This window comes from Hyphomicrobium denitrificans ATCC 51888, from assembly GCF_000143145.1.
Classification (GTDB): Bacteria; Pseudomonadota; Alphaproteobacteria; order Rhizobiales; family Hyphomicrobiaceae; genus Hyphomicrobium_B; species Hyphomicrobium_B denitrificans.
Window position 1 is genome coordinate 1424403 of the sequence record NC_014313.1, and the last position, 25984, is coordinate 1450386.

Annotated in this window: 29 protein-coding genes; 12 read left to right on the forward strand and 17 right to left on the reverse strand. The window is 61.7% G+C overall.

Features of this window, described 5'->3' with window-relative positions:
* Positions 1–36: 36 nt before the first annotated feature.
* Positions 37–1053 carry a dienelactone hydrolase family protein gene (locus HDEN_RS06760; RefSeq protein WP_013215398.1) on the forward strand — a complete coding sequence of 339 codons (1017 nt, stop codon included), beginning with the start codon at positions 37–39 and terminating at the stop codon, positions 1051–1053.
* A 20-nt stretch (positions 1054–1073) separates the two neighbouring features.
* Here the strand turns inward: HDEN_RS06760 and HDEN_RS06765 are convergent, their stop codons facing one another.
* Positions 1074–1391, reverse strand: coding sequence for a hypothetical protein (locus tag HDEN_RS06765; RefSeq protein WP_013215399.1), 318 nt, complete (start codon positions 1389–1391; stop codon positions 1074–1076).
* Positions 1392–1397: 6 nt separating this feature from the next.
* Positions 1398–1934, reverse strand: a complete 537-nt coding sequence (locus HDEN_RS06770) for a superoxide dismutase family protein (protein ID WP_013215400.1) — start codon at positions 1932–1934, stop codon at positions 1398–1400.
* A gap of 695 nt (positions 1935–2629) precedes the next feature.
* Here HDEN_RS06770 and HDEN_RS06780 point away from each other — a divergent pair.
* Entirely contained in the window at positions 2630–3154 is a 525-nt protein-coding gene (locus HDEN_RS06780) for an SRPBCC family protein (RefSeq protein WP_013215402.1), read from the forward strand.
* Between the two features lie 81 nt (positions 3155–3235).
* Here the strand turns inward: HDEN_RS06780 and HDEN_RS06785 are convergent, their stop codons facing one another.
* The 6 genes from HDEN_RS06785 to HDEN_RS06810 form a co-directional block, all read right to left on the reverse strand.
* Positions 3236–3853 carry a response regulator gene (locus HDEN_RS06785; protein WP_013215403.1) on the reverse strand — a complete coding sequence of 206 codons (618 nt, stop codon included), beginning with the start codon at positions 3851–3853 and terminating at the stop codon, positions 3236–3238.
* Entirely contained in the window at positions 3850–5214 is a 1365-nt protein-coding gene (locus HDEN_RS06790) for a sensor histidine kinase (protein ID WP_013215404.1), read from the reverse strand. The genes HDEN_RS06785 and HDEN_RS06790 overlap by 4 nt, the downstream gene beginning before the upstream one ends.
* A 186-nt stretch (positions 5215–5400) precedes the next feature.
* Positions 5401–6837, reverse strand: a complete 1437-nt coding sequence (locus HDEN_RS06795) for an O-antigen ligase family protein (RefSeq protein WP_013215405.1) — start codon at positions 6835–6837, stop codon at positions 5401–5403.
* Positions 6838–6886: 49 nt separating this feature from the next.
* Positions 6887–8413, reverse strand: a complete 1527-nt coding sequence (locus HDEN_RS06800; RefSeq protein ID WP_013215406.1) for an undecaprenyl-phosphate glucose phosphotransferase — start codon at positions 8411–8413, stop codon at positions 6887–6889.
* Positions 8414–8486: 73 nt separating this feature from the next.
* Positions 8487–9641: a glycosyltransferase family 4 protein gene (locus HDEN_RS06805; protein ID WP_013215407.1), complete on the reverse strand. Its 1155-nt coding sequence runs from the start codon at positions 9639–9641 to the stop codon at positions 8487–8489.
* 54 nt (positions 9642–9695) lie between these two features.
* The gene (locus HDEN_RS06810) at positions 9696–10370 is read right to left on the reverse strand and encodes a polysaccharide biosynthesis/export family protein (protein WP_013215408.1); all 675 of its coding nucleotides are present in this window, start codon (positions 10368–10370) and stop codon (positions 9696–9698) included.
* A gap of 154 nt (positions 10371–10524) precedes the next feature.
* On the opposite strand from HDEN_RS06810, the gene HDEN_RS06815 reads away from it, so the two are divergent.
* Positions 10525–12780: a GumC family protein gene (locus HDEN_RS06815; RefSeq protein ID WP_245256785.1), complete on the forward strand. Its 2256-nt coding sequence runs from the start codon at positions 10525–10527 to the stop codon at positions 12778–12780.
* A gap of 30 nt (positions 12781–12810) precedes the next feature.
* Positions 12811–13935 (forward strand): polysaccharide deacetylase family protein, encoded by a 1125-nt coding sequence (locus tag HDEN_RS06820; protein ID WP_013215410.1) that lies wholly within the window; start codon positions 12811–12813, stop codon positions 13933–13935.
* On the opposite strand, the gene HDEN_RS06825 is transcribed toward HDEN_RS06820, so the two are convergent.
* Positions 13904–14113 (reverse strand): DUF2842 domain-containing protein, encoded by a 210-nt coding sequence (locus HDEN_RS06825; RefSeq protein ID WP_013215411.1) that lies wholly within the window; start codon positions 14111–14113, stop codon positions 13904–13906. The genes HDEN_RS06820 and HDEN_RS06825 overlap by 32 nt on opposite strands.
* A 117-nt stretch (positions 14114–14230) precedes the next feature.
* On the opposite strand from HDEN_RS06825, the gene HDEN_RS06830 reads away from it, so the two are divergent.
* Positions 14231–15316: a COX15/CtaA family protein gene (locus HDEN_RS06830; RefSeq protein ID WP_013215412.1), complete on the forward strand. Its 1086-nt coding sequence runs from the start codon at positions 14231–14233 to the stop codon at positions 15314–15316.
* Positions 15317–15374: 58 nt separating this feature from the next.
* On the opposite strand, the gene argC is transcribed toward HDEN_RS06830, so the two are convergent.
* From argC to queD, 5 genes are all read right to left on the reverse strand, one after another.
* Positions 15375–16325 carry an N-acetyl-gamma-glutamyl-phosphate reductase gene (argC, locus tag HDEN_RS06835; protein WP_013215413.1) on the reverse strand — a complete coding sequence of 317 codons (951 nt, stop codon included), beginning with the start codon at positions 16323–16325 and terminating at the stop codon, positions 15375–15377.
* A 1-nt stretch (position 16326) separates the two neighbouring features.
* Positions 16327–17082, reverse strand: coding sequence for a TerC family protein (locus HDEN_RS06840; protein ID WP_013215414.1), 756 nt, complete (start codon positions 17080–17082; stop codon positions 16327–16329).
* Between the two features lie 166 nt (positions 17083–17248).
* Positions 17249–17728 carry a 30S ribosomal protein S9 gene (rpsI, locus tag HDEN_RS06845; protein ID WP_013215415.1) on the reverse strand — a complete coding sequence of 160 codons (480 nt, stop codon included), beginning with the start codon at positions 17726–17728 and terminating at the stop codon, positions 17249–17251.
* A 4-nt stretch (positions 17729–17732) separates the two neighbouring features.
* A complete protein-coding gene (gene rplM, locus HDEN_RS06850; protein WP_013215416.1) occupies positions 17733–18194 on the reverse strand; it encodes a 50S ribosomal protein L13 in 462 nt (153 codons plus the stop codon).
* Positions 18195–18416: 222 nt separating this feature from the next.
* Positions 18417–18806: a 6-carboxytetrahydropterin synthase QueD gene (gene queD / locus HDEN_RS17740; RefSeq protein WP_150103218.1), complete on the reverse strand. Its 390-nt coding sequence runs from the start codon at positions 18804–18806 to the stop codon at positions 18417–18419.
* 392 nt (positions 18807–19198) lie between these two features.
* Between queD and HDEN_RS06860 the strand changes: the two genes are divergently transcribed.
* From HDEN_RS06860 to cimA, 7 genes are all read left to right on the forward strand, one after another.
* Positions 19199–19795 carry a hypothetical protein gene (locus tag HDEN_RS06860; protein WP_013215418.1) on the forward strand — a complete coding sequence of 199 codons (597 nt, stop codon included), beginning with the start codon at positions 19199–19201 and terminating at the stop codon, positions 19793–19795.
* 53 nt (positions 19796–19848) lie between these two features.
* Positions 19849–20664, forward strand: a complete 816-nt coding sequence (locus tag HDEN_RS06865; RefSeq protein WP_013215419.1) for an enoyl-CoA hydratase — start codon at positions 19849–19851, stop codon at positions 20662–20664.
* Entirely contained in the window at positions 20657–21100 is a 444-nt protein-coding gene (locus HDEN_RS06870; RefSeq protein WP_041921590.1) for a VOC family protein, read from the forward strand. The genes HDEN_RS06865 and HDEN_RS06870 overlap by 8 nt, the downstream gene beginning before the upstream one ends.
* Entirely contained in the window at positions 21097–21534 is a 438-nt protein-coding gene (locus HDEN_RS06875) for a CoA-binding protein (RefSeq protein WP_013215421.1), read from the forward strand. The genes HDEN_RS06870 and HDEN_RS06875 overlap by 4 nt, the downstream gene beginning before the upstream one ends.
* Positions 21535–21736: 202 nt before the next feature.
* Positions 21737–22378 (forward strand): GTP cyclohydrolase II, encoded by a 642-nt coding sequence (locus HDEN_RS06880; protein ID WP_013215422.1) that lies wholly within the window; start codon positions 21737–21739, stop codon positions 22376–22378.
* Positions 22379–22531: 153 nt separating this feature from the next.
* A complete protein-coding gene (locus HDEN_RS06885; RefSeq protein WP_013215423.1) occupies positions 22532–23047 on the forward strand; it encodes a GNAT family N-acetyltransferase in 516 nt (171 codons plus the stop codon).
* A complete protein-coding gene (gene cimA / locus HDEN_RS06890; protein ID WP_013215424.1) occupies positions 23044–24663 on the forward strand; it encodes a citramalate synthase in 1620 nt (539 codons plus the stop codon). Before HDEN_RS06885 ends, cimA begins: the two co-directional genes overlap by 4 nt.
* Positions 24664–24685: 22 nt before the next feature.
* Here cimA and HDEN_RS06895 read toward each other — a convergent pair whose 3' ends face one another.
* The 3 genes from HDEN_RS06895 to HDEN_RS06905 all read right to left on the reverse strand — a co-directional run bounded on the left by HDEN_RS06895 (position 24686) and on the right by HDEN_RS06905 (position 25829).
* Positions 24686–24925 carry a hypothetical protein gene (locus HDEN_RS06895; RefSeq protein WP_013215425.1) on the reverse strand — a complete coding sequence of 80 codons (240 nt, stop codon included), beginning with the start codon at positions 24923–24925 and terminating at the stop codon, positions 24686–24688.
* Between the two features lie 84 nt (positions 24926–25009).
* Complete coding sequence (gene soxZ, locus HDEN_RS06900; protein WP_013215426.1) at positions 25010–25333, reverse strand: thiosulfate oxidation carrier complex protein SoxZ; 324 nt, start codon at positions 25331–25333, stop codon at positions 25010–25012.
* Between the two features lie 10 nt (positions 25334–25343).
* Positions 25344–25829, reverse strand: a complete 486-nt coding sequence (locus tag HDEN_RS06905; RefSeq protein WP_013215427.1) for a thiosulfate oxidation carrier protein SoxY — start codon at positions 25827–25829, stop codon at positions 25344–25346.
* Positions 25830–25984: the final 155 nt, after the last annotated feature.

Sequence of the window (25984 nt, forward strand, 5' to 3'; positions counted from 1 at the left end):
ACTGCGCAAAGCGCGGACACGGGGAACACTGACGGAATGAATTGTGCGCGGGGGAATGCTCCGGGCCTGGCGACAGGTTTGGCGTTGCTGTGGGTCGGTCTGCTTGCGTTGGCAGTCGCGCCAACGGCTTCGGTCGCGTCCGAGCCAATGCTCGGCGCGTTCGGCCCCGAGGGTGCACGGATGCGCGAGCAGCTTTGGATTTTGCCGAGTGGCGACGCGAATTTTCCGATGCGCGCGACGGTGTTTCGTCCTGCGATCGATCCGTCCGGCGAAGACAAGCAGCGGCCGCTGGTGGTGATCAATCACGGTACGGATGAAACGACGCGGCTCGCTGTGTCGATGCCGGTTTACTATTATCTCTCACGCTGGTTCGTGGATCGCGGTTACGTCGTGGTTCTGCCGCAACGGCGCGGTCACGGCGCGACGGGCGGTCCGTTGGCGGAGGCGATCGGCAATTGCGCGCATCCCGATCACTACGCATCAGGCAACGTCGCGGCGGATGATATCGAAGCGGCGGTGAAGTTCATGACTGAGCAGCCGTTCGTTTCGCACGATGGTGCGATCGTCGTCGGTGTGTCGACCGGAGGATGGGCGTCGCTGGCGCTGTCGGCGCGCAATCTGCCGCAAGTTCAGGCCATCGTGAATTTCGCAGGTGGCCGTGGCGGTCACGCGTATGGACAGCTGAACGCGATTTGCGGCAGGGACGCGTTGCTCTCGGCGGCGCGCGTGTATGCAACGCATGCGCAAGAGCCGACAATCTGGTTCTATGCGAGGAACGACAGCTACTTTGGTCCCAAGTTTGCGGAAGATCTGGCGCAGACGTGGAGCAGCGCGGGGGGCAGCGTCGAAGAGCACATTCTCCAACCTTACGGCAACGACGGCCATGCCATTGCCGACGATCGTCAGGGCTGGGACATCTGGGGGCCGAGCCTCGACAGTTTTCTGCAGCGCGTGCGCGAAGCGGCTCCGAAGAGCGTCGAGATGGCGGACGACCACGGCTCGCGATCGCCCGTGATGATCGAAACGTCCACCATCACGCCGAGCGTGAAGTAAGTCTGCGCGATCGCTCGCACTTACTTGGGTTGGATTTGCTGGTCGCCGCCGGGTTCTCCGGGCGGGACGATCACGGGCATGCGGTCACCGGTTCCGGGAGGCGGCTCCTTGTGGATCTTGGGATCGACGCCGCTGGGCGGCACCAGAACGCCTTCGCTTTTATTCAGCTTCTCGCTCAGCGGCTCATCGGTTTTGACCGGTGGTTTTTGCTCAGGCGCGGGGCTGTGCGCATCAGGCGCTTTCGGAGGCGAAGTCTGAGCCGAGCTGAACGACGCCGTCGCGAGCATCGCGGCACCCGCGAGCATGGCAGTCAACATGGAGTGGGTTTGATTGCGCATCAGGGCTTAGCTCTTAGGGACGACGCCGCAGGCAATTCGCCCTTTGCCGCCGCCGTTCTCAGGATGATCGGTGTAATTGTCGCCGCCTTCATGAATCATGAGCGCGCGCCCGCTTACGTCTGCGAGCGTCAGATGCGGAGCCGAGACGACGACGTTGATGCCCTTGTCTGTTGCGGTGAGGAACGGCAAGTCGCCCTTGTGTCCTTGACCGGTGGGGCCTTTGTGGCTCTTCGAAGATGTCGGATCGTAGTGTGGACCAGCCGCGAGCCCTGCCTGCAGCTTTCCGTCCTTAGTCTGGGCCGCGCAATCGCCGGTCGCGTGCACATGGAAGCCGTGCTCGCCCGGCGTGACGCCTGTGATGTCGACCTTGAATTGGAGTCCGCCGCCGGATTTCTCGGAGATGACTACCGTGCCGATCTTATCGCCGACGCCGTCGGGGGTGATCTTGTTGATATCGACGCTGACGTCAGCGGCATAAGCCGACGCCGAAAGCGCGATACCAAAACAGCATCCCAAAACAAGATGTAATGCGCGGCGTTTCATTGTGGCTCCAATCTCGCGGCAATCGTCCTCTACAATTGAACAAATAAAACAGCGGTAAGTTCCATCGGCTTTCCAGGCAGCCATCTCCTGCTGCTTTTTTTGACTGCGATTGAAACCCGATCGCACCTCTTCAGTATTGCTTCGACCACAGCTCGCACATCCCCCCTCAGTGCGACCGCCCCCAACGCTGTGGTGAAGAAGGAGCGCCCCGATTTCGGTGAGATCGGGGCCGCTCCGCTTTCCCCCTTTGCCACTGGAGCGGCGAGCTCCGGGGCGTTCCGAAGGTCGCGTAGGGCAGCTTTCACGAACGGATGGTCCTGCAAGTTTTGCTGCTCGCCGGGCTGCTCGCCCACCAGAGCGAGCGGGCCGCCGCGCACAAACGGTTTGGCGGCGGAGATCATCCTATTCAGATCCGCGAGCGTTCGAGGGGCGTCACGGCCTTCAAAATCGAAAGCGGGAAAACTTCCCTCCTCAAGCGTGCTGGTGACAGAGCATGCCATGCTTCCCCGATGCATGGAGGGTGACATCGGTGGCAATCCGAAGTCATTTACGTTTCAGGCGGAATCCGCTCCCGAAATCGCAGCGGAGCCGACGCAGCTTGCAAGTTTTTCTTGTCACGGAGTAACGAGCTTGTGAAGCTGCGGCCCGGCGCTTTTCCCGTAAGAGCGTCCCGATAGAAAAATGGGAGTGGACCAATGAAGTTTTTCCAAGGGCTCGCGGTGGCGGGCGTGGTGGCGCTTGCGGGTGGGTTTGCGGGCTCGGCTGCGAACGCGGCAAGCATCGCGGTCGGCAAGAAGCTCGAACTCAAAGTCGATGCTAAGAAGATGGACGAAGAGCGCACGCGGCTTTGGACGAAGTTCGGCGGTTGGTGCGCCTTGAAGGACTGGCATCCGGCCGTCGCCAATTGCGAGGAAAGCACGGAAGGCGATGCAAAGATCCGCGTTCTCACGCTGAAGGACGGCGGCAAGATCAAAGAGAAGCTTCTCGACGAAAAGCCAAACTTTTATCGCTACGAGATTCTGGAAAGCCCGTTGCCGGTCAAGAATTATCAGGCACAGTTTGCGCTGACGCCGGACGATGACGACGAAGACGAGATCAACTTCGCGTGGTCGGCGACATTCGACGCCAACGGCAAGACGAACAAGGAAGCGCACGACGTCATCGATGGGATTTTCACGGCAGGCCTCGACAATATCAAGGCGACGGCCGGCACGAAGTAACGAATTGAATTGCAGACCATTCCGGCGTCCGGCTCCCTTTCTGAATTCCGAAGAGGGAAGCCGGCGCCGGATTTTTTTTTGTCAGGTTTTCAGGGTCTCGATGGCGAGGCGGATGAGGTCGGCGGTGCGGTCGACGCCGAGCTTCACCTTCATCTGGGTGCAGATGTTGGCAACGGTCTTGTAGGCGATGCCGAGGCTTTCCGAGATGGCCGTCATGCTCTTACCCTGGCCGAGCATGCGCAGAATTTCGACTTCGCGGATCGATAGGGATTGCAGCGGGTCGTCGGTCGAAATCTGGCTGACGGCGATGCGCGAGGCGAGGTCTCGATCGATGTACTGTTCGCCGCCACGCACCTTTTTGATCGCTGCGATGAGTTCCTCGACGGGTGCGCTTTTGCTGACGTACCCCCTCGCGCCGCCGCGCAATGCGCGGACGGCATAAATCGGCTCGTGATGCATGCTGAAGACGACGACGCGTGCGCCGCTGTCGAACGATTGGACGCGCCGTAGTAATTCCAATCCCCCCGCGCCTTCGAGGTTGAGGTCGAGCACGACGATATCGGGCCGCTCGCGCGCATAGATGGCGAGGCCTTCCTCGATTTCGGCGGCTTCGAGAACCTGTGCATCGAAGTGCGCAACAAACAGCCTCTTCAGGCCTTCGCGTACGACTCCATGATCGTCGACGATTAGGATTTTCATGCTGCACTCGTGGCTTGTTTGTTGTCGCTTGTTTTTGCGCGGCGTTCCGCGGGAAGCGGGATTCTGGCGATCAGCATGACGCCTTTTTCCTCCTTTGAGGTTGTGATTTCCAATGTGCCGTCGAGCGCCGCGACGCGTTCGCGCATGCCAACGAGACCGAAGCCGCGCTTGGTGCTGGCGGCGATACCCGAGCCGTCGTCAGAGATGACAATCTGCAGCGCAGCTTCCGGAGTGCGGTTTGCGCTGAGGCCGATTTTCGACGGTTTGCCGTGCCGAATGGCGTTGCTCGTGCCTTCCTGCAAAATGCGAAACGCCGCTTCTTCGATGTGCGCGGGAAAGCGCGCGTCCTCGATGTCGGTCTGAAAAACGATCGCGGGCCGGCGCGTTCGCCAGAACGCCACGAGATGCTCGATGGCGTGGGTGAGGCCCTGGTCGATCAGCATCGCCGGGCGCAGACGGCTGAGGATGCCGCGCAGATGCACCTGCATATGCTGGACCGATTGACGGATTGCGCCTGCCCGGCTGTTCACGTCATCAGTGGCATTGCGGGCGAGCATGAGCGGAATGGACTGCGCATCGACGTCGACCGCAAAAAGAAACGGTCCGATTTCATCGTGCAGGTCGCGCGCGATCTCGGAGCGCTCTTCTTCCTGCACGGTCGACAGCTGTTCGTTGAGGCGCTGGTTCTGTTCTTCTGACGTCCGCAGCTGATCGGCCATGCGATTGAAGGCGCGATAAATCAGATTGAGATCTTCCGGTCCTTGTTCGGCAACGTGCGCGGAATAATCGCCTTCTCCGACGCGCTTCAGTGCGACGGACAGATCGTCGAGCGGCTTGAGCGCGCGCCCGAGGCTCGCATAGATCAGAGCCAGCACGATGCCGCAGAAGCCGGAGATGATGATAAACTTCAGCTGCAGGTCTTCCCACACTTCGCCGACCTCGTTGTGGGGATCGGCTTCGAGGGTGATGCTTCCGAGATTTTTAAGGGTGTCGGGCAGCGTGAAGGTTTGCTTGTGTATTTTGCCTTCGAGCAGCTCGTAGAGCCAGGCGGGAGGCGGATCCACAGGGGCCTTGAGGCGCGATGCTGACTTCAGCGCGCCGTCGGGGCCGACGAGGCGAGCGACGAGGTGGCGGTCGCCATCGAATGCGCCGACGATGCGGGTAAGTTGCGCCTCCGGATCGCTGCTCCCTTGGATCGTGTTGAGAGCGTCCATGACAGCGCTGCTGCCGACGGCGATGGCCGACGACATTTCGAGTTCGATTTTGCGCAGTCCGGCCCAGTACGTCAGCGCGCCGCCGACGAGAAGGCAAGCCCCCAAGACGAGTGCGACGAGAACGAGGAGGCGGCGTCTCAAAGGCATCGATCAATGCTCCGCCAGGTAGTGTAACAATGTAACTTCTTGGAGTAGCGGTTTCATTGCGTCAAGGTTTGTGACCGGACGTGCTGGCGAAAGGCAGAGAACTATAGTCCGATATGGACATGCACATGCGTCCGGCGAGGCCGGACACGTGTTCAGGATGGTTTCGAAGCGTCGCCGGATCGGCGCTTATGCTGGTGCAATAATCCGACCGCGCCCGCGGCGCCATCCGGGAATTTTTCCCGCCAATTTTCTATCCGGGCCAACCGTGGCCGTGCTTTCCGTCGTCCCGATGATGCGGGGCTGCCGGCGCGATTGCGGAATGAGCAGCAGCTTTTGCAGCAGAAGCGGACGGCGTTCCTTGAGGCTTCGCGCGGGACGTGTGGGGCGCGGAGTGGCGGCGATCATGCCCCAGACCAATGCCAGCAGCAGATAGAAATGCCGCCAGTGATCGCTGTCGATCAGCACGCCTTCGCAGATGTTTCCGGCAAGCGCCGCGAACGCGACGAGAAACAGCGGCGACGTCGCCGACGTCTTGAAGGCGTGGCGCATTCCGACGATCAGCGTTCCCGCGCACGCGATCAAATAGAGGAGTCCGCCGATCCAGCCGGAATTCAGGAACATGCTGAGGTAGACGTTGTGCACTTCCTCGTGGTGATAGAAGCGCGTGAAATTCGCCGATCCGATGCCGAGCGGATTATCGAGGATCAGGCCGATGGCCTTGGCTTGTCCGCCGAAGCGTCCGTCGGGACCGACGTCGTAAGACTGCGTTAGTGTCGCGCGCTGTTCGAGGAGATCGGAAATAGCGTCCGACTGCAGCGCGGCGATCAGGATCATTCCCAAAGCAGCGATGCCAACCAGCACGAGGGCTGCGAGCTTCACACGCTCGCGGTTGCTATGAGCGGTGATCATGTAAACGTAGCCGTAGATCGCAAGTGCGATCGCAGCGGCAGCCCAGGCACCGCGCGAGAAGCTGAACAGAATACCGACGGCGAGCAGACCGGCGGCGAGCAACGGCAGTACGCCACGGCGCCACGGCGCGTTGAGCCAGACGTGCAAGCACATCAAGAGAGGCGCGACGAGGAAAGGTCCGAACACGTTCGGATCCTTGAAGGGGCCTGACGCACGTCCATAGCGCGTGAACAGATCGAACGCGCCCGGGAAAAGATTGAGATAGCCCGCGACGCCGCAGAGTGCCGCGATAATGCCGGTCAGAACATAGGCATTGAGGACAAGCCGCGTATGCTTCTCAGGCTCTTTGGCGATGAACGCCGCGAACAGGAAGCATGCCGCGACGAGGTAGAGCGAAACCGTCATGTGCGATACGGCGATGCCCGTGTCGCGCGCTAGCGCCGCGCTGATCTCGCCGCTCGCCGTGATCGCGAGGAGCACCGCGAAGCCCGCCCAGAGCATCGGCCGCGCGTCGACCAGACCGACGATGGGAAGCAGGAGCATCAAGCCAATCGTCAGCGCGTCGACGGGTGCGGGCTCGGTGAAAACAATCGAGCTTGCGACGATCGTCAGCCAGACGAGCGCCAGAGCGATCCGATGCGCGGCGCTTTTGCGATGACCGTCTCGCAGATCGGAAATTTCGAAGGCCGGAGCCGAGGCGGTCATCGTGGGCATCTGAACGGTATTTCCATTTCGTCGGGAGCTGTAACGGTCGCGCAGGATCTCAGTAGGCGCGTTCCGTATTGAGCAGGGCGAACGGCGTTTTCAGCAGAATGTAGAGATCGAGAAACACGCTCCAGTTTTCGATGTAGTAGAGATCGTGCTCGATACGCTTCGTGATCTGCTCTTCGGTGTCGGTTTCGCCGCGCCAGCCGTTGATCTGCGCCCAACCGGTGATGCCGGGCTTGACCTTGTGGCGCGCGAAATATCCATCGACCACTTCGTCATAGAGATGGCCGGCGGCCTTCGCCTGAAGCGCGTGCGGGCGCGGACCGACGAGGGACAGGTTGCCTTTGACGACGTTGATCAGCTGCGGCAGCTCATCGAGGCTCGACTTGCGCAGGAAGGCGCCGACGCGGGTGACGCGCGGATCGTTCTTCGTCACGAGCTTGGAGGCCGTGGCATCGCAGGCATCGACGTACATCGAGCGGAACTTGTAGACTTCGATCAGCTCGTTGTTGAAGCCATAGCGCTTCTGGCGGAAGAAGACCGGGCCGCGGCTGTCGAGCTTGACTGCGAGAGCGACGAGCAGCATCAGCGGCGCCAGCGCGATCAGCGCGAGTGTGCCGATGACTTTGTCGAACAGCCATTTCGAGACGTAGTCCCAATCTGCGATGGGCTTGTCGAAGAGATCGATCATGGCAACGGATCCTACGTGCGAGTACGTCCGTGGCGAGAAGCGCAGGTCGGTGGCGCGCGCCGGCATCTTCACGTCGGCGGGAAGAACCGAGAGGCGGCCGGCGACGCTCGAGAGGCGGTCTTCGGCGGCGAGCGGCAACGACACGACGACGAGGTCGAGCTGCTTGGTGCGGCTCATGGTGATGAGATCGTTCAGTCCGCCGACGCGCGGGTAGCCTGCGATCTGATGTGGAGCGCGGGCATCCTTGCGGTCATCGTAGATGCCGGCGATGCGGACGATCGAATGACTGTCGGCTTCGAGGTCCTTGATGAAATTCTCGGTGAGGGGGCCGGCGCCGTAAATTGCGACGCGCTGATAGAGTCGGCCCGAGTTCGCGGCGTTGCGGACATACGATCCTGCGACGAGGCGGCCGGTCATGATGGCGGCGGCGCCTGCGACGAACCAGACGGCGAGCCAGACGCGGGAAATTTCCTCGCCGATCTTCAAGAAGAAGATCGCGGCGATCAGGGTCGCGAATGCGGTCGTCCAGCCGAGCATCGCGGCGGGCAGAGATTTGATCGACGCCGAAAGAGCGCGAAGGCTGTAGAGATCGAGCAGGCCGAACACGAGGATCGTTGCGGTGCCGACAAGGGTCGTCGCAAAGAGGTAGGCCGGATCGCCGATAACGGTCGTCTCTTTCACGTAGAGATGTGCGATTGCGAGCCCAAGGATGGTCGACATCAGAAGTTCCGCGCAGCGAATGCTGCCGCTGACCAGGACCGGCGAGAGCGTGCGCGCATGGTCTGCCCTGTCGGCCAGCTTGCCGCGCATGAACGCCAGCGGGCGTGTGACGACTCCGGAGTCTGCAATCTGATCGGCCGGCGAATTCTTCAACTGGAGGGTCAATGACATGGCTGCTGCGCGTCCCGTTTGGATAACGTGATCGCAGAGGAAGCAGGCTTCATGCCACGCGGGTTAAGCGGCGTTAACCGCGTCGGTCGTGGAGGGCCGGAACCGAATAGGCTGCGGGCACGGCCTTCGGAGACGGCGCGGCGTAGAAATCCAGAACGGCGTCGGTCATGGCCGCGACCGTGAATTTCTGCGCAACGGCGCTTTTAAGCCTCGCGGCGCGGGCTTTTGCGAGGTCCGGTGCGTCGAGGGCGGCGGTCAGCGCCAGCGCCAATTCCTGGACATTGCCAGGCGCGATCAGGCCGGTATCGGTTCCGGCGACGATCTCCGGGATGCCGCCGACGTTGGTTGCGATCAGCGGAAGCTCGGCGGCGGCGGCCTCGAGTACGACGTAAGGGAAGCTCTCGGCCCGCGATGGAACAACCATGATGCGCCCGAGCGCGAAAGCGTCCCGAATTGGCAAGGCCCCCGTAAAACGGACGCGGCCGTCAAGCCCGAGCGATGAAGTCAGGGCTCGGAATTTGGCTTCGTCGGGACCCGAGCCGACGATCGTTGCGGTGATGCCGCGCTCGTCCAATTCCGCGAGAGCTTCGAGCAGAACGTCGACGCCTTTCAAATCGCGCAGTTCGCCGACGAACAGGACGTCGGTTGCGTTGCTGGCGGGCGTCGCAGCCACGAAATCAGATGGTCGAAGTCCGTTCGGGATGACGCGTTGTGGCGCGCCGTCGGCGCTAATGCGGGCGCGATACGTGCGTGCGGCATAGGCGCTCTCGAAGATCAGTCCCGTCGTGACTTTCTCGAGGCCGCGCTCGACCAGCATCAAGACGCGCTGTTCTGCTCCGGGCTTCAAATTCAAGCTGCCGCCGTGCGGCGTATAGAACGTCTTTATGGATCGGTCGCGGATCGAAAGAGCGGCCAACCGTGCGTATGCGCCGCCCTTGGCACCGTGGCCATGCAACACATCGAGATCGAGCTTCGAAGCATGGCGGCGAACGGCTCGCACGGCAGCAAGATCACCGAGGCCGGGCTGGCGACGCATCGGAATGCGCGCGATGCCGAGCGTCAGTTTCGGTTCGATGGCCGCGAACTTCGACGATGTCAGCCTGTCCTCGGCGTTGCTGTCGGCGAGAATGCCGACGTCGTGTCCGCGTTTGGCCTGCTCTTCAGCCAGATCGAGGACGTGGCGGAACAGCCCGCCGACGGGAGCGCGAAGACAGTGGAGGATACGCATTCCGGACCTGTCGGATTTGCCGGCCGGGTAGGCCGAGGAAAGGTCCGATGCTTCTCAGAAATATCTCTCAAACACGTAAACGGTGTCGCCGGGCCGGATCGGCGCGATGCCTGGGGCTTCGATTTCCTGCACGAGGCCGTCGACCTTGCGCGAGATGCGGAAGCTGCGATCGCTGGCCCGTTCGGTGTAGCCGCCGCCGATCGCGACGGCGGTTTCGACGGTCATGCCCGAGACGTAGGGATATTGTCCGGCGTTGCGGACTTCGCCGAAGATGAAGAAGGGCCGGTTCTGCTGGATGTCGACCGAAACCTGCGGATCCTTCACGTATTCGGAGCCGAGGCGAGAACGGATGGTGCCCTGCAGCTGCGTCGTCGTTTTGCCGCGCGCCGAGATCGTGCCGATGAGGGGCACGGAAATCTTGCCGTCGGGGTCGACGATATAAAGGCGCGAGAGGCTCGGCTGGCCATATACGAAGACGCGGATGCGGTCTCCGGAATCGAGCCGGTATGGGCCATCATGCCCGATGAGGGCTTCCGACATCACTGCGGGAACGACGACGGCCGGACCCCAGTCGCGGGGGCTCGCCGATGCGGTCGTCACAGGCACGGGATAGCCGTCGACAGCGGGGCCATCGATCTCGGCTTGGATCATAGTGCCGATGCCGGAAGCGCAGCCGCCAAGCATCAGCGACATAGCCGCCGCAGCGAACAAAAGGTGGCGAAGCGACATTGGCGCGAATTCCCGCATGCGAATTGACGCCCGGAGATTATGTGCGCGGCAGTTAAAAAAGCCTAACGGCACGTCTTTTTTTGATCCGCTTAAGGAGATGCTAACCGCGCCGGGGGATTACTTTAACCGTTGGAAACTCTTTGATTTGAGCAAAGTGATGCAGTCACGCGTGCACGCCTCGCCAGACGACATCGACCTCGGGTCGGTGTTTGGCGCCTTCAAACGAAGCCTGCGGTGGCTCATTCCGTTGGCGTTGCTGTTCGGCGGCCTGACGTATGGCGTGCTGTCGCTGATCGCGCCCCGGTATCAGAGCGAAGCGGAACTGGCGATTATCGCGAAAGGTGCCGACGGCACGTTCGCCGACCGTAACGCGTCGGGTGGCCCGGACCTCATCACGACGCGCATGGACAAGGAAGCGATCAACACGCATGTCCGCGCGATGCAGTCGCAGGAATTGCTCGAGAAGATTGCGAAGGATCTGAAGCTCGAAGATCGTCCCGAGTTCAACAATGCGCTGGGTCCGGTCGACAGGCTCGATGCAATGATGCGGGCTGTGGGGCTCGGCGGTCCGCGCAAGGGCGAGACGACGCGCGACCGGGTGCTCGATGCGCTGCGTGCGCGGCTCGAAGTCTACTCTGCCAAGGAAAGCCGCTTTATCGGCGTGCGCGTGACGTCGAACGATCCGGAACTGGCGGCGAAAATCGCGAATGCTCTTGCCGAAAACTATCGTACGTCGCTCGCCGCGCACGGTGTCACGGAGGTCGACGATCTCCAGTCCGTGCTGCAAGGCAAGGTGCAGAAATTGACGACGGAAGTCGCGGACGCTGAAACGGCCGTAGACCGCTATCGCGGCAAGATCGATGGGTTCCGTGGCGGCGCGCAGAATACGGGCCTCAACGAACAGCAGATGTCCGAGCTGACGGCCGAGCTGACGAAGGCCAAGGCGGCGCGCGGCGAAGCGGACGTTCGGGCGAAATCAGCGCGCGAGATGATCACGCTCGGGTCGGCCGATCAGCTGGCGGACGTCCAGAAATCGCCGCTCATTCAGAATCTCGTGCAGCAGCGCGTGCGCATCGAGCGGCAGATTTCGGAGCTTTCCGCGACCTTGCTGCCGGGGCATCCGCGCATGCGCCAGCTCAACGCCGATCTTGCAGGGCTCAAAGTTCAGATCGGCAAGGAAATCGCCAAGATCGTCGATAGCCTCGAAAAGGAAGCGGCGGTTGCGAAGGGGCGCGAAGACAGCATCGCGCAGAGCCTAGCCGATATCAAAGCCCGCGTTGTGACGAATGCCCCGGAAGAGGCGCAGCTGCGGCAGCTCGAAGCGACGGCCAAGGCCAAGCGGACGGAACTCGACAATATTCAGGCGCAGCTTGAATCGAACCGCAAGAAACTGGACACTCGTGCGCAGCCGGTCGCGGCGCAGATCATCTCCAATGCGCAGCCGGAAAGCGTTCCGGTGTTCCCGCGCAAGGGTGCGCTGTCGGCGCTCATAGCGCTTGCATCTTTGATGCTCGGCACGGCGTGGGTCGTAACGAAGGCGCTGTTCCAAGGTGCGCGAAGCGGTTCGCAGGCGGCAATCTCCCGCGAGCGGACGAAGCCGCTCAGCCTGCAGCGGGAGCCGGATTTCCCGCCTTATCGCGAACCGCTGCTGCGTGAGATGGACGATGATGAGATCAGCGCGCCGCAGTATGCGCCGCCGCCTCCGCCGCCCTCGCATGAGCCGCAACGGCAAGCGCCTGTCATCGCGACGAGCGCGTCTGATATCGGAGCGCTGGTCTTGCGTCTGATGCAGAAGCGGCCGCAGAGCGGCGGGCATCGCACGATCCTGACCGGCGAGAATGAAAACATCGACGCGTCGAAGGAAGCGCTCGGACTCGTGAAGGCGTTGGCGCAGAGTGGCGAGCAGGTCATTCTCGTCGATTGGAATCCGGACGGCCAGGATCTGGCATCGTCCATCGGCCTCAATCCAGGCGTCGGTATCAACGATTTGCTGCGGGGCGAAACGAACTTCGGCGAGATCATCCAGCGTCTGCCAGGTTCTGATGCGCACGCGATCGCCAGCGGCAATGCTCTCGAGCATCCGGCGGCGCCCGTCGATTCCGATCACCTGAATCTCGTGCTCGATGCGCTCGACGAGGCGTACGACTTCATCGTCGTTGCCGGACGCCACGATGCGGCGCGCGAGCTTTTCGAAACGATCGAAGGCCGTTTCGATACCGGCATCGTCGTAAGCGAGCCGCGTGCGCAGGTGTCCGCGGTTCAGGACCCCGCCAATACGTTCCTCGGGTTCGAAGTCGCCGACATCGATATCGTCCGTTTCGAGCGCCGTGCCGCGGTTTCTTCTCCGGTGCAACAGCGCATCGCGCGCGCGACGGCTGGGCGGACTGCCGAAGCTCCCCGTCCGAACTGATCCAGCGTTGCCAACACCAGGGTCTGTGTGATGTCCAGGCGTACGACCAAGGCTTTGCAGGCGGCGCTGTCCGCGTTGCATTACAGTGGTGCCGATCGGCTCGCGGCACCGCTCACGCGCGGCGATGGCGTGATCTTCATGTTGCATCAGGTGATGCCCGGCGCGCGGCGCGGTTTCGATCCGAATGGCATTCTGAAGGTGACGCCGGAATTTCTCGATGGCGTCATTCGTCAGGTGCGCGACAGCGGGTTCGAGATCATCTCACTCGATGATGTCAAAGCCCGCTTGCGAGACGCGGGTACTCAGCGCAAGCCGTTCGCGGTCTTTACGCTGGACGACGGCTACAAGGACAATCGCGACTTCGCGTATCCGGTGTTCAAGCGCCACAACGCGCCGTTCACGATCTATGTGCCGACGGCCTATGCCGACGGGCATGGTGAGTTGTGGTGGCTGGCGTTCGAGGAAGCCTTGCGGCGTCTCTCGCATGTCGACGTCGATTGCGACGGTGTCGTGCGAAGCTATTCGCTTGCGACGGATGCCGAAAAGGGCCGAGCCTTCCACGAACTCTATTGGTGGCTGCGCAAAATTCCTGAAGAGCGTGCGCGCGCCGTGGTGCGCGATTTGGCAAGCAAAGCCGGATTCGAAGTGTCCGCGCTCTGCCGCGGGCTGATCATGACCTGGGACGAAATCCGCGCACTCGCCCAAGACCCTCTGGTTACGATCGCCGCGCATACGACCAATCATTTCGCGCTGGCCAAGCTCCGTCCTGAGGATGCGCGCCGGGAGATCGCCGACAGCGTCGCGCGTGTCGCGCAGGAGCTCGGCAAGCCCGTCCGGCATTTCAGCTACCCTTACGGCGATGAGGGAAGTGCCGGGGAGCGTGAGTTCGAGATCGCGCGCGATCTCGGCATCGAGACGGCGGTGACGACGCGTAAGGGGCTTATCCGAGCGGCTCACGCGGATGCGATGACGGCGCTGCCGCGCCTCTCGCTCAACGGCGATTATCAGGACGCGCGTTACGTGAAGGTGCTGCTTTCAGGCTTGCCGTTTGCGCTTCGCGACGGCGTGAAAGCGCTGGTGCGGCAGGTGAAAGGTGGCGCCCGCAACGACCCTGCGCGCGGGGTCAATTATCCGGCTTCTGCATCCACGAGATGAGAAGACCGGCCGGCAGAACCCAGAGCAGGCCGGCGACCACATAATAGATCAGCTCCGCCAATTTGCTCGCATTCTGCACCTGGAGCACAATGGCGACGCCGACAGCCAGCACGGCGTAAACCGCGATCAGCAGAATTAGGGCGATCGTGCCGAGAAGTTTGCGCTGGCGCTGGGTCATGCTGGCTCAGTTAAACGGTCGGATTTCGGCTGGCAACCGCGCCGCAAAGGCGCATTGTTCCGGGCGGGGGAGTGCGTAACACACCACGGCGACATTCGTTTAGGGATATTTGCCGCAATGACGTTGCTCCGCGCCGCAGATGATCGGCAAAACACATTCTCAGCTCGACACTCTGACGGAAACCGTGCCGTCGCCATCTGGCTCTGGGCCGTGGCGGCGCTCGTTATCGCAATGATCGTGGTCGGCGGGGCGACGCGTCTGACCGAGAGCGGCCTTTCGATCACGGAGTGGCAGCCGCTGCTCGGCGCCATTCCGCCGTTGAGCCACGCCGATTGGCTCGCTGCTTTCGAGAAGTACAAGCAGATCCCGCAATATCACATCATGAACCACGGCATGTCGCTCGCCGAGTTTCAGTCGATCTACTGGTGGGAATGGAGCCATCGCTTTCTGGGGCGGATCATAGGCGTCGCCTTCGCGGTGCCGCTGGTCTTCTTTTGGCTGACCGGGCGTCTGAAGCATGGCAGCGGCGCGAAATTCCTCGGCGTTCTGGCTCTTGGCGGCGTGCAGGGCGTCATCGGCTGGTACATGGTGAAATCCGGTCTCGTCGAACGCGTCGATGTCAGCCAGTACCGGCTGGCCCTGCATCTCACGACGGCGTTCGCAATTCTTGGGCTTCTGGTTTGGCTGGCGCTTGAAGAATGGCCCGATGCGGCACGGCGCGCGGCGGGTTCCGTCACGCCGCTGATCCGGCGCATGGGTGCGATCATCGTCGCGGCGGTGATTTTGCAGGTCGTTCTCGGAGCGTTCGTTGCGGGCCTCAAAGCCGGATTCATCTACAACACCTGGCCGACGATGAACGGTCAGTGGTTTCCGAGCGACTATTGGACAACGCCTGCATATCTGACGTTTTTCGAAAGTCACGCCGCGTCGCAATTCAATCACCGCATCATGGCGTACATCGTCGTGTTGATCGTACTGACGGAACTCTGGCTGGTGATGCGGTCGCCGGTCGACAGCCGCGCGCGGACGACTGCCGTTCTGCTTGCGCTGGCGGTGTTGGCGCAGGTCGCGCTCGGTATCATGACTCTTCTGGCGCATGTGCCGCTCGAACTCGGAGTCGTGCATCAATTCGGCGGCGCGATCGTGTTCGTGCTGGCGGTCGTGCATTTGCACGCAATCCGACGAGCGGCGGTTCGGGAATAAGGAATAGGGAATAGGGATGTTCCCCTCGCCCTAGCGGGGAGGGGAAAGTGGGACGCCATTAGGCGAGGCCGAGCATCAGTTTGATGTTCTGGACGGCGGCGCCGGCGGCGCCTTTGCCGAGGTTGTCGAGGCGGGCGACGAGCACGGCCTGCTTCAACTCCGGCTTTCCGAAGACGAAGAGCTCCAGCTTGTCCGTGTCGTTCAGCGCTTCCGTTTCAAGGCGCGCGATCTTGCCCGCGGCCCCGGTGACGACGCTCACAAGCTCCGCCGACTTATAATACTTGGCCAGAACCGCCTCGATATCCGCGAGGCTTGGATTTCCGCTCAGCGTATCGAGGTGGAGCGGCACGGACACCAGCATGCCTTTGTGATAGTTGCCGACGCTCGGAACGAAAATCGGCCGGCGCGTCAGGCCCGTGTACGCCTGCAGTTCGGGGACGTGCTTGTGCTCGAGGCCGAGACCGTAGAGCTCGAACGACGGCGCGTTTCCGGCCTCGTAAGCTTCGATCATGCTGCGTCCGCCGCCCGAGTATCCCGAGACGGCGTTGATCGTGATCGGATAGTCCGAGGGGATGAGCCCGGCATCGACCAGCGGCCGCAGCAGGGCAATGGCGCCGGTCGGGTAGCAGCCGGGATTGGCGACGCGCGTTGCATTGCGAATGGCGTCGGCCTGTGCCGGCGACAGTTCGGCAAAGCCGTACACCCATCCCGGTGCAACGCGATGCGCCGTCGAGGCGTCGACGATTTTCGGCGCGTCCTTGCCGAGCGTGTCGGCCAGCGCCACGGCTTCTTTCGCAGCGTCGTCCGGCAGGCACAGCACGGCGAGATCGACGCCGCGCATCATGTCGGCGCGCGCCGCCTTGTCCTTCCGCTTGTCGGGATCGATGCTTTTAACGGTGATGGCGTCGATGCCGGCAAGCCGCTCGCGGATTTCGAGGCCGGTGGTGCCAGCCTCGCCGTCGATGAAGACTGTCGCCGTCTTCGCTTTCTGAGCAACACTTGCCGTCATCTCAACCGCCAAATCCGAGCCTGTGCTTGATGCCCTGCCATATCGTTTCCGAGCAGCCGACGCCATACTGGGCGCAGACGATGCGGTGGCTGTCGCGGTAGATCATGTCGAGCGCGACGTAGAGAATGATAAGCAGACCGAACCAGGCGATCCAGGGATAGCGCGCCAAAAGCTTGGCGATATAGGTCGATGCTACGGCCATCAGGAGGATCGCAATCGCAAGGCCAATGACGAGAACGAGCGTGGACTCGCCCGCAGCGCCAGCGACCGCAAGCACGTTGTCGAGCGACATCGAAAGATCAGCGAGGATGATCGTCCAGAGGGCCGCCCAGAACGACGTTTCGTTCGGATGAGCTTCGGTTGACGCGAGGCTTTTCTCGACTTCGTCGATAGAGTGCGCGTCGGACTCGACGATCTGTTTGTACATCTTCCAGGCAACGAACAGAAGCAAGATGCCGCCTGCCAAGGTCAGGCCGATCACCTGCAGCATCTGCTGGGCAATGCTCGAGAAGATGATCCGCAGGACGACGGCGCCCGCAATGCCCCAGAAGATGACCTTGGCCCGCATCGATGGCTGGACGCGGGAGGCGGCCATGCCGACGACGATGGCGTTGTCGCCGGCGAGCGTCAGGTCGATCATCAGGATGTTGAACAGCGGAACGCTGTGGGTGCGCCACCATTCAGGTGACAGCAGATAGCCGATGTCCAAGACGAGCGTCGATATCAGCTCGTGAAGGCCGTTCAGCAGCCAATCCATATTGTTCTCCGAGTAACCGGCTGCGCGTCGCTAAGGCCGTAGGGCAGGACTAGGCCGGTATTTGGCATCGCGCCCCCGCGCCGACAACCCTTTCGCGGCCACAAGCACAAACAAAAACAGTCCGCCGAAGGGGCGGACTGTTCGGTGTCTGGCGATTGTTCCAGGCTTAGCGCTTCGAGAACTGGAACGACTTGCGGGCCTTGACCCGGCCGTACTTCTTACGCTCGACGGTGCGGCTGTCGCGCGTCAGGAAGCCCTGCTTCTTCAGTACGCCGCGCAGTTCCGGCTCGTAATACGTCAGAGCTTTCGAGATGCCGTGACGGACGGCGCCGGCCTGACCCGAAAGTCCGCCACCTGCGACCGAAATACGAATGTCGTACTGTGTCGCGCGGTTGGCGATGTTCAGCGGCTGCTGCAGCAGCATCTGGAGCACCGGGCGGGCGAAGTAGGCCTTGAAGTCTTTCTGGTTGACCGTGATCACGCCTTTGCCCGGCTTCAGCCAGACGCGGGCGACGGCGTCCTTGCGCTTGCCGGTCGCGTAGGCGCGGCCGAGCTTGTCGAGCTTCTGCGTGCGGACGGGCGCTGCCTCGGGCGTTGCGCCCTTGACGGCCGCGAGATCGGCGAGGGTCTTGGTTTCGGTGGTCATTGTCTTAGACCCTCACATTCTTACGGTTGAGTTTCGCAACATCGAGCTTCTCAGGGTTCTGCGCGGTGTGCGGATGCTCGCTGCCCTTATAGACGCGCAGATTGCGCATGATCTGACGATGCAGCGGGCCGCGTGCGAGCATGCGCTCGACGGCCTTCTCGACGATGCGCTCGGGGTGCTTGCTGTCCAGGATCTGGCGCGGCGTGCGCTCCTTGATCCCGCCCGGATAGCCGGTGTGCTTGTAATAGACTTTGTCTTCGCGCTTGGCGCCGGTGAAGACAACTTTCTCGGCGTTGATGACGACGATGTTGTCGCCGCAATCGACGTGCGGGGTGTAGATGGCTTTGTGCTTGCCTTTAAGGCGCGTCGCGATGAGAGCGGCGAGGCGGCCGACGACAAGCCCTTCGGCGTCGATCAGCACCCACTTTTTCTCCACCGTGGCCGGCTTGGCGACATAGGTAGACATTGGACTTCAGGCTCCTTGGCGGAATGAATGGCAGGAGACAGCGGCGCGCGCCGTCAGCCTTCGCCTATCCGGAAAGCGCGGGTGATACTGAATTCGGCGCGAGATGGCAAGTTGAATTTAAGTCGCCGCGAAAATGTACGCTTTTTCAATGTCTTATGTTTTGTGGTAATATAATACCTTCTTGTGGTATTATATTACCTGTTGGCTGGTGATAGGATTTCGTCACGACACTTCCACCAGATACCTCGGGGTTTCCCAGACGCGGATCATAGGTTTGGTGCCGGCTTTGGCGGCGATGCGGCTGCGGAGCCAGAGGGCGAGAATTTCGCTGGTCGGATTTTCGAGGCCGGGGATGTCGTTCAGGCAGCGATGGTCGAGTTCGTCGATGACGGGCTGCACGATGCCGTCGAGTTCGGCGTAGTCGAGGACGAAGCCGCGTTCGTCCAGGCCGCCCGCCACGGAGACATCGACGCGATAGTTGTGGCCGTGGAGACGGCGGCATTTGTGTCCGTCGTGGACCTTGGGCAGGAAATGGGCGGCTTCAAACGTGTAAGTCGCGGTGATGCGGATCGTCTGCCCGTCCGTGGCGGTTGCGTCGTGAGGTACGGTCACGTCCCAGTCTCCTTTGCCGGCGGCGCGAGGCATCGCCGTGTCGTGAAAAATCGTCGATCCAAGGCTCGGCTTTGCGGCTGGCTGCCCTGGGCGTATCCGGGCCGGGCGACGATCCTCATATTGTCGCGTAGCAGAGCGGTATTTGCTCCGCCGCATCAAGTCGCGCCTCAATTTTTTCGAGGCTTTGCGCCTGGCCTGGCCGTCGGGCTTGCAACGGAGCAGGGTGTGGCCGGTGGCGCCAACCGGCCGACACGTGCCGCAGGTTGGCTGGGGTTACGATTTCTTATGGCGATTTCATCTGGCGGCCTATCGCTTTTCTTAATCTTGTCTTAGTCGGGGTAGCATGGTCCCGCCGGAATTGGTCGGGGTGCGTTTCAGAGCGGAGAAAGCCGATGCTGGTCTCGATGGCCAAAATGACGGGTCGTGTTGGAGTGGTTCTGGTCGGCCTCTGGGCTGGGCTCGCGGCCGCCACCGCGCAGGAAACTCCGGCACCGCCGGCCGCGGCAACGCAGGATGGAGCCGCACCGAATGCGGACGCCGCCGCCGCTCCGCAGGACAACGTCAAGCAGATCAAGCTGACGGAAGATCAGGTGAAGCGGTTCATCGCCGCGCAAACGGATCTGGCCGCAATCGCCTCGAAGATCCAGGCGGCGGGGGATTCCCCCGATCCGGCACTCCAAACCGAACTCGAAGGCATCGCGAAAAAGCACGGATTTGGAGATTTTTCGGAGCTCGACGACGTCGCGGCGAACATCTCGATCGTGATGGCCGGACTCGACTCGGCGACCGGGAACTTCGTCGATCCCGTCGAAGCGTTGAAGAAAGAGCGCGACGACGTGCAGAAGGATTCGAGCATCCCCGAGGCCGACAAGAAGCAGCTGCTGGACGAGTTGACGGAAGCCATCGGGACGACGCCGAACCTCGAGTACAAGGAAAACATCGAGATCGTGAAGGCGCACAAAGCCGAGATTGAGAAGGCGCTGCAGTAAGCAGCGCTCCGGTCGCGCTTGCGAGGCGATGCGTCAGGCGGTAACAATCCGCTATGCAAGATAATCTGTCTGATACTGCCCCGCTTTTGCTCGTCGAAGAGGCGGAAGCGGGCGTCGCCCTTCTGACACTCAACCGGCCGCACGCGCGGAATGCCCTGTCGCGCGAGCTGATCGCGGTCATTCATCGCGAGATCGAGCGCTTGGGCGGCGATCCGAAGGTCGCAGCGATCGTGCTGGCGGCCAACGGCAAGGTGTTTTCCTCGGGCCACGATCTAAAAGAGCTGACCGCGCATCGCTCCGACTCGGACGGCGGGCTGGCGTTCTTCCGCGATACCATGCAGGCGTGCTCGGCCATGATGCTGGCGATCGTCGCGTGTCCGAAGCCGGTCATCGCAGCTGTCGAAGGCCGCGCCACGGCCGCCGGGTGTCAGCTTGTTGCCACGTGCGATCTGGCCGTCGCGTCGGAAGCGGCCGATTTCGCGACGCCGGGCGTCAACATCGGTCTTTTCTGTTCGACGCCGATGGTCGCGCTATCGCGCAACGTCCCGCGGAAACGCGCCATGGAAATGCTGCTGCTCGGAGAAGCGCTCTCGGCTGCCGATGCGGTGAACTATGGCCTCGTGAACCGTGTGACGCCGCTCGGAAACGTGCGCGCGGAAGCCATCGGCATGGCGCGTGCGATCGCGGCGAAATCGAAGGCGACGGTCGCGATCGGCAAGGCGGCCTTCTACCGGCAAATCGATATCCCGCTCGGCGATGCCTACGCCTTTGCCAGCGAAGTCATGGTCGAGAACATGATGAAGCTCGATGCCGCCGAAGGAATCTGCGCCTTCATTGAAAAGCGCGCACCCGATTGGAAGGATGCCTGACTTGGAACCACGGGTCACATTCATTACCCTCGGTGTTCGAGATATCGGCCGCTCGCGCAAATTCTATGAGGCGCTGGGGTTCAAGGCTTCGTCAGCGAGCCAGCCGAGTGTGACGTTTTTCGACGCGGGCGGCGTCGTTCTCGCGCTCTTTGGCCGCGACGCGCTTGCTGAGGATGCTTCGGTTCCGGCGGATGGATCGGGCTTTTCCGGCTTTGCGTTGGCGCACAACGTCAATTCGGAAGCTGACGTTGATCGAACCCTTAGCGAGGCTGTCGCGGCGGGCGCGAAGCTCTTGAAGCCCGGTCAGAAAGTATTCTGGGGCGGGTACTCCGGATATTTCTCGGACCCTGACGGTCATCTCTGGGAGGTGGCATACAATCCTTTCATGCCGCTCGACGGGGATGGTCGTCCAACGCTTCCCGAGCGCGCGGCATGAGTATCGACGGGCTGAGCGATGCCGACATCCGGGCCGTTCTTGCGCGCGTCAAAACATTCGCAGTCGTCGGCGCGAGCGCAAACCCCGAGCGTCCGAGCAACGGCGTGATGAGTTTTCTTATTCGTGAGGGATACGCCGTGATGCCGGTCAATCCCGGCGTCGCAGGCAAGACCATTCACGGGCAAGAGGTTTATGCGCGCCTCGCCGACGTTCCGCCGCCGGTCGATGTCATCGATATTTTCCGCGCGCCGAGCGAAGTGCTACAGGTCGTTCGAGACGCGATCGCGGTCAAGGACAAGCTCGGTGCGACGGTCATCTGGATGCAGCTCGGCGTGATCAACGAGGCAGCGGCTGCCGAAGCGCGTGCAGCAGGTTTCACCGTCGTTATGGATCGCTGTCCGAAGATCGAACTCTCCCGGCTTGCGCGAAGTTAAGCCTGGACCCGTATTTTTGCGGGTTTGCCTGCGGCATCCTGACGATATGCTTTCATTCGATGCCGTCGCCATTTATGCTTTTCAACCCATGTCTGGCAGCACCGGCGGTTTCCCGGTAAACGGGATGACCCGGCGGTCAGGCTTTGCTTTCCCTCGGGCAATGGAGCATATGCTCGGGGGGAAACCCCGGAGCGATTTAACGATGAAGTCGGGTGCCTTGACGTCCGTAAAACTGCCAGCAGACTGGTCGGTGGAGACTATCCTTCCGATCGAATTTCAAGGGCGCGAAATCACGCTCGAAGCCCATGCCTACCAGGGCGAAACGGACGCGGAGCAGATGGTCGTTCTCGTCCATCGCGATCCGGACGTTGCGAACGGTTCGGCTGCGATCCCGGTCGTGCGCATTCACTCCGGCTGCGTGACGGGCGACATTTTCCATTCGCTGCGTTGCGACTGCTATCAGCAACTCCAGGCAGCGTTGAAAGCCATTACCGAGGTTCCGCTCGGCGTCATCGTATACGCGCCGTATCACGAGGGTCGCGGTATCGGCCTGTTCAAGAAAATTCAGGCCTACGCCCTGCAAGATCAGGGTCTCGATACGGTCGAGGCCAACATCGAGGTCGGAGCGCCGATCGACAGTCGCGATTACAGCCTTGCAGCGCGCGTGCTGCAGGATCTCGGTATGCCCGAGATCAAGCTGCTGTCGAACAATCCGGCGAAGGAACAGGCGTTGAAAGCGCACGGCATTCGCGTTGCGGAGCGCCTGCCGCTGGTCATCAAGCCGAACAAGTTCAACAAGCGCTATCTGGAAACGAAGCGCGCACGCATGGCGCATAAGCTTTAACCGTTCGCGGCAGCCACCTTCGGACGATTTTGCGCCTCTCCCTGAGCTTGCGGAGGGGTTGCGTCGTGAGCCTCATGGCGATAGGCCGGGTGCCGCAATCAATGAGAAAGTTCCAGGCCGGAGCGTCCGGCCGCCTGTGCGATTGATTTTCCTATGTCCAATGAGTTTCCGCTTCGTCCGTTCCTGCCCGCCGATACGATGGCTTTGCGCGATCTCTTCGCCCAAAGCATCGAAGAGTTGACGGCCGACGACTACGACGAGGACCAGCGCCTTGCGTGGGCGGCGAGCGCCGCGGATGCGGATGCGTTCCGCGCGCGGCTCGGCGGGACGCTGACGCTCATCGTTCAGGTCGAAGGCGAGTACCTCGGCTTCGGGTCCCTTAAGGACAATAAAACGATTGATATGCTTTATGTGCATCCGGACTTCGCGGGCGAAGGCGTCGGGACCGCGATCGCCGATGCTCTCGAAAAGATCGCCGGAGCACGCGGCGCCGAAGCCGTAACGGTCGACGCCAGCGATACGGCGATGCCGTTCTTCGAAAGCCGAGGTTATGCGGCGGTGCAGCGCAACTCGGTGCCGCGCGATGATCAATGGCTTTCGAACACGACCATGATAAAGCCGCTCAAAGACGCGAAAGCGAAAGCAGAGACTTCGGCCAAACCGTCATGAGCAAAGAGCGCCTCTATCTTTTCGACACGACGCTGCGCGACGGTGCGCAGACGACGGGCGTCGATTTTTCGCTCGAGGATAAGCGGCGTTTGATGCGCGTGCTCGATGATCTCGGCGTCGATTACATCGAGGGCGGCTATCCCGGCGCGAACGCGACCGATACGGAGCTTTTCACGTCGCGGCCGGACCTGAAGTCGGCGCGGTTCACGGCATTCGGAATGACCAAGCGGGCCGGGCGTTCGGTGTCGAACGATCCGGGCCTGCAGGCGATTCTGCAGTCGGCGGCCGACAGCATCTGCCTCGTCGCGAAGTCGTCCGACTATCAGGTGCGCGTCGCGCTCGGCATCTCGAAGGAAGAAAATCTCGACTCCGTCAAGCAATCGGTCCACGCCGTCGTCGAGACGCAGCGCGAGGCGATGATCGACTGCGAGCATTTTTTCGACGGCTACAAAAGCAATCGCGAGTACGCGCTCGCCGTTGCGAGAACCGCCTTTGACGCGGGCGCGCGCTGGGTCGTTCTCTGCGACACGAACGGCGGAACGCTGCCGCACGAAATCGAGCGCATCGTCAGCGACGTCGCAAAGCACGTGCCGGGCGCGAACCTCGGCATCCATACGCACAACGATACCGAGAACGCCGTCGCCAATACGCTGATGGCGGTGCGCGCCGGATGCCGACAGATCCAGGGAACGCTCAACGGTCTTGGCGAGCGCTGTGGCAACGCCAATCTGACCTCGATCATTCCGACGCTGCTGTTGAAGAGCGAATTCGCCGATGCCTTCGCGACCAGCGTCACGCCTGAGAAGCTTCGGACATTGACGCACGCCAGCCGCGTGCTCGACGAAGTTCTGAACGAGGCGCCGGACCGGCATGCGCCTTACGTCGGTGAAAGCGCGTTCGCGACGAAGGCCGGAATTCATGCATCGGCGCTGATCAAGGCGCCCGAAACCTACGAGCACGTGCCGCCTGAAAGCGTCGGCAACGAACGGCGCATCCTGGTGTCGAAGCAGGGCGGTCGGTCGTCGCTCACCGCCGCGCTCGAGCGCTTTGGATTGCCGTCCGACAAGGACGATGCGCGCGTGCAGGCGCTGCTCGATGAGATCAAGGCGCGCGAGGATCAGGGCTATTCCTACGAGGCTGCGGAAGCTTCGTTCGAACTGCTGGCGCGGCGTTCGCTCGCCAGCGTGCCGCGGTTCTTTTCCGTCGACTCATTCCGCGTGACCGTCGAACGCAACCGGGCGCTGAACGGCAGCGGCACGCATGCTCAGGCGGTCGTAACGGTGTCGATCGCTGGCGAACGCGATCCGCTCGTTTCGGTCGGCGAGGGCAACGGTCCGGTCAACGCCCTCGACAAGGCGTTACGTAGTGATCTCGGCCGCTACCAGAAGCACATCGATCACGTCGAACTCGTCGACTACAAGGTTCGCATCCTGACGCAAACGCAGAGTGGCGGCACGGATGCCGTGACGCGCGTGCTCGTCGAAAGCCACGACACTGAAACCGGCGAGCGCTGGACGACGGTCGGCGTGTCCACGAACATCATCGATGCGAGCTTCGAGGCGCTTCTCGACAGCATCAATTACAAGCTGCTGAAAGACGACGCGCGCGCCGCCTGACGTCACCGTCGGCGCTACCCTGCTACATCCAGCTTCTGCCGTCTTCTGCCTGGCATCCCTTCGGCGGCAGCGCGTTGGCGAACGTTGCGTGCAGCTTATCGCAGCCCCATTTCCGGATCGGCGCGGGCATCATGCTGTTCAACTCGATGCCGCTCTCGTCGTAGGGAGTCGTCTTGTTTGTCACGTAGGAATACCAGTGCTGCCCGAAGAAGATCGCTCCGGCGACTATTACGATCAGAATCGTTCGAACGGCTCTGCGCATGCGAGGTCCTTCTGTGAGATTATGCGGGTTCTTGCGCGCGGATTATTCTTTGCCGACAAGATCAAACAGGATTTAACGCCTCGCTCACGTGAGCGCTAGCGGCGCGGTCGCCACCGTCGTGACGCCATGATCGTCGGTCCATGAAAACTCGAACGTGCCCGGTCCCGGCACGCGCATCTGGAAGGCGACGAAGGGATTGGCGGAAATGCCGGTGCCGAATTCGGCGCGAAACACTTCCTGTCCGGCGTATTTCGCAACGAACAGGTTGATGATGTCGCGCGGGATCAGCTTGCCGTACTTGTCGTGACGGTTGCCGGTTTCCATGATGTGCGTGATCAGCGATTTCACCTCGATGACTTCGCCGATTTTGGCACTCTCGGGTAGTTTGATGCGCGGGTTTGCGGCCATGATTTTGCTCTCAATCTCCACAGCCGCCGATGGTGACCCCGACCTTCGTCGTCGACATCAGCATTTCGCCGCTCGATAGCTCGGCGAGCACGATGACATCCTGCGTTTTTGCGAGACGCATCCGGCTTTGGACGCGTGCGACCGCGTTCACCGGCGAAAGGTGGAATGTCGCGACAAGCGCCACGGGGTTGGCGGTCGAAACGATATGAATGGCCTTGACGTGATCCGCGTCGGTCATGGGGCTCGCGACCGTCATCGTTATGGGAACGAAATTGCCGTTGTCGGCAAGCTCGGGCAGGTCGACGGTGACCTTTTCCGCGACCGGGGTCACGCCGTGCGTGAGCCTCGCGAAGGTCTCTTCGAATTGCCGGCTGCGCTCGAGAGCCGTTTCGCCGTGCGCAGCTTTTGTAATCAACGGGAGAAGTCCGGCAGCGGCCGTCGCTGACAGCAGAAATTGCCGGCGATCGAATTGCGTTATTCTGGCGTGGTCTCGCATTGCTGCCGCTTTTTGAAGAAACGTCTGGTTACCGATATATAAGATGTCTGCGTTCTGAAATTCCAGTTACATGCGATTGCCTTCCTGCCTAAATCCCGGTGAAAATTGTGCCGGTTAATCCGGACTCGCGCGGCGAAATCGAGAAAGAGGTTGCA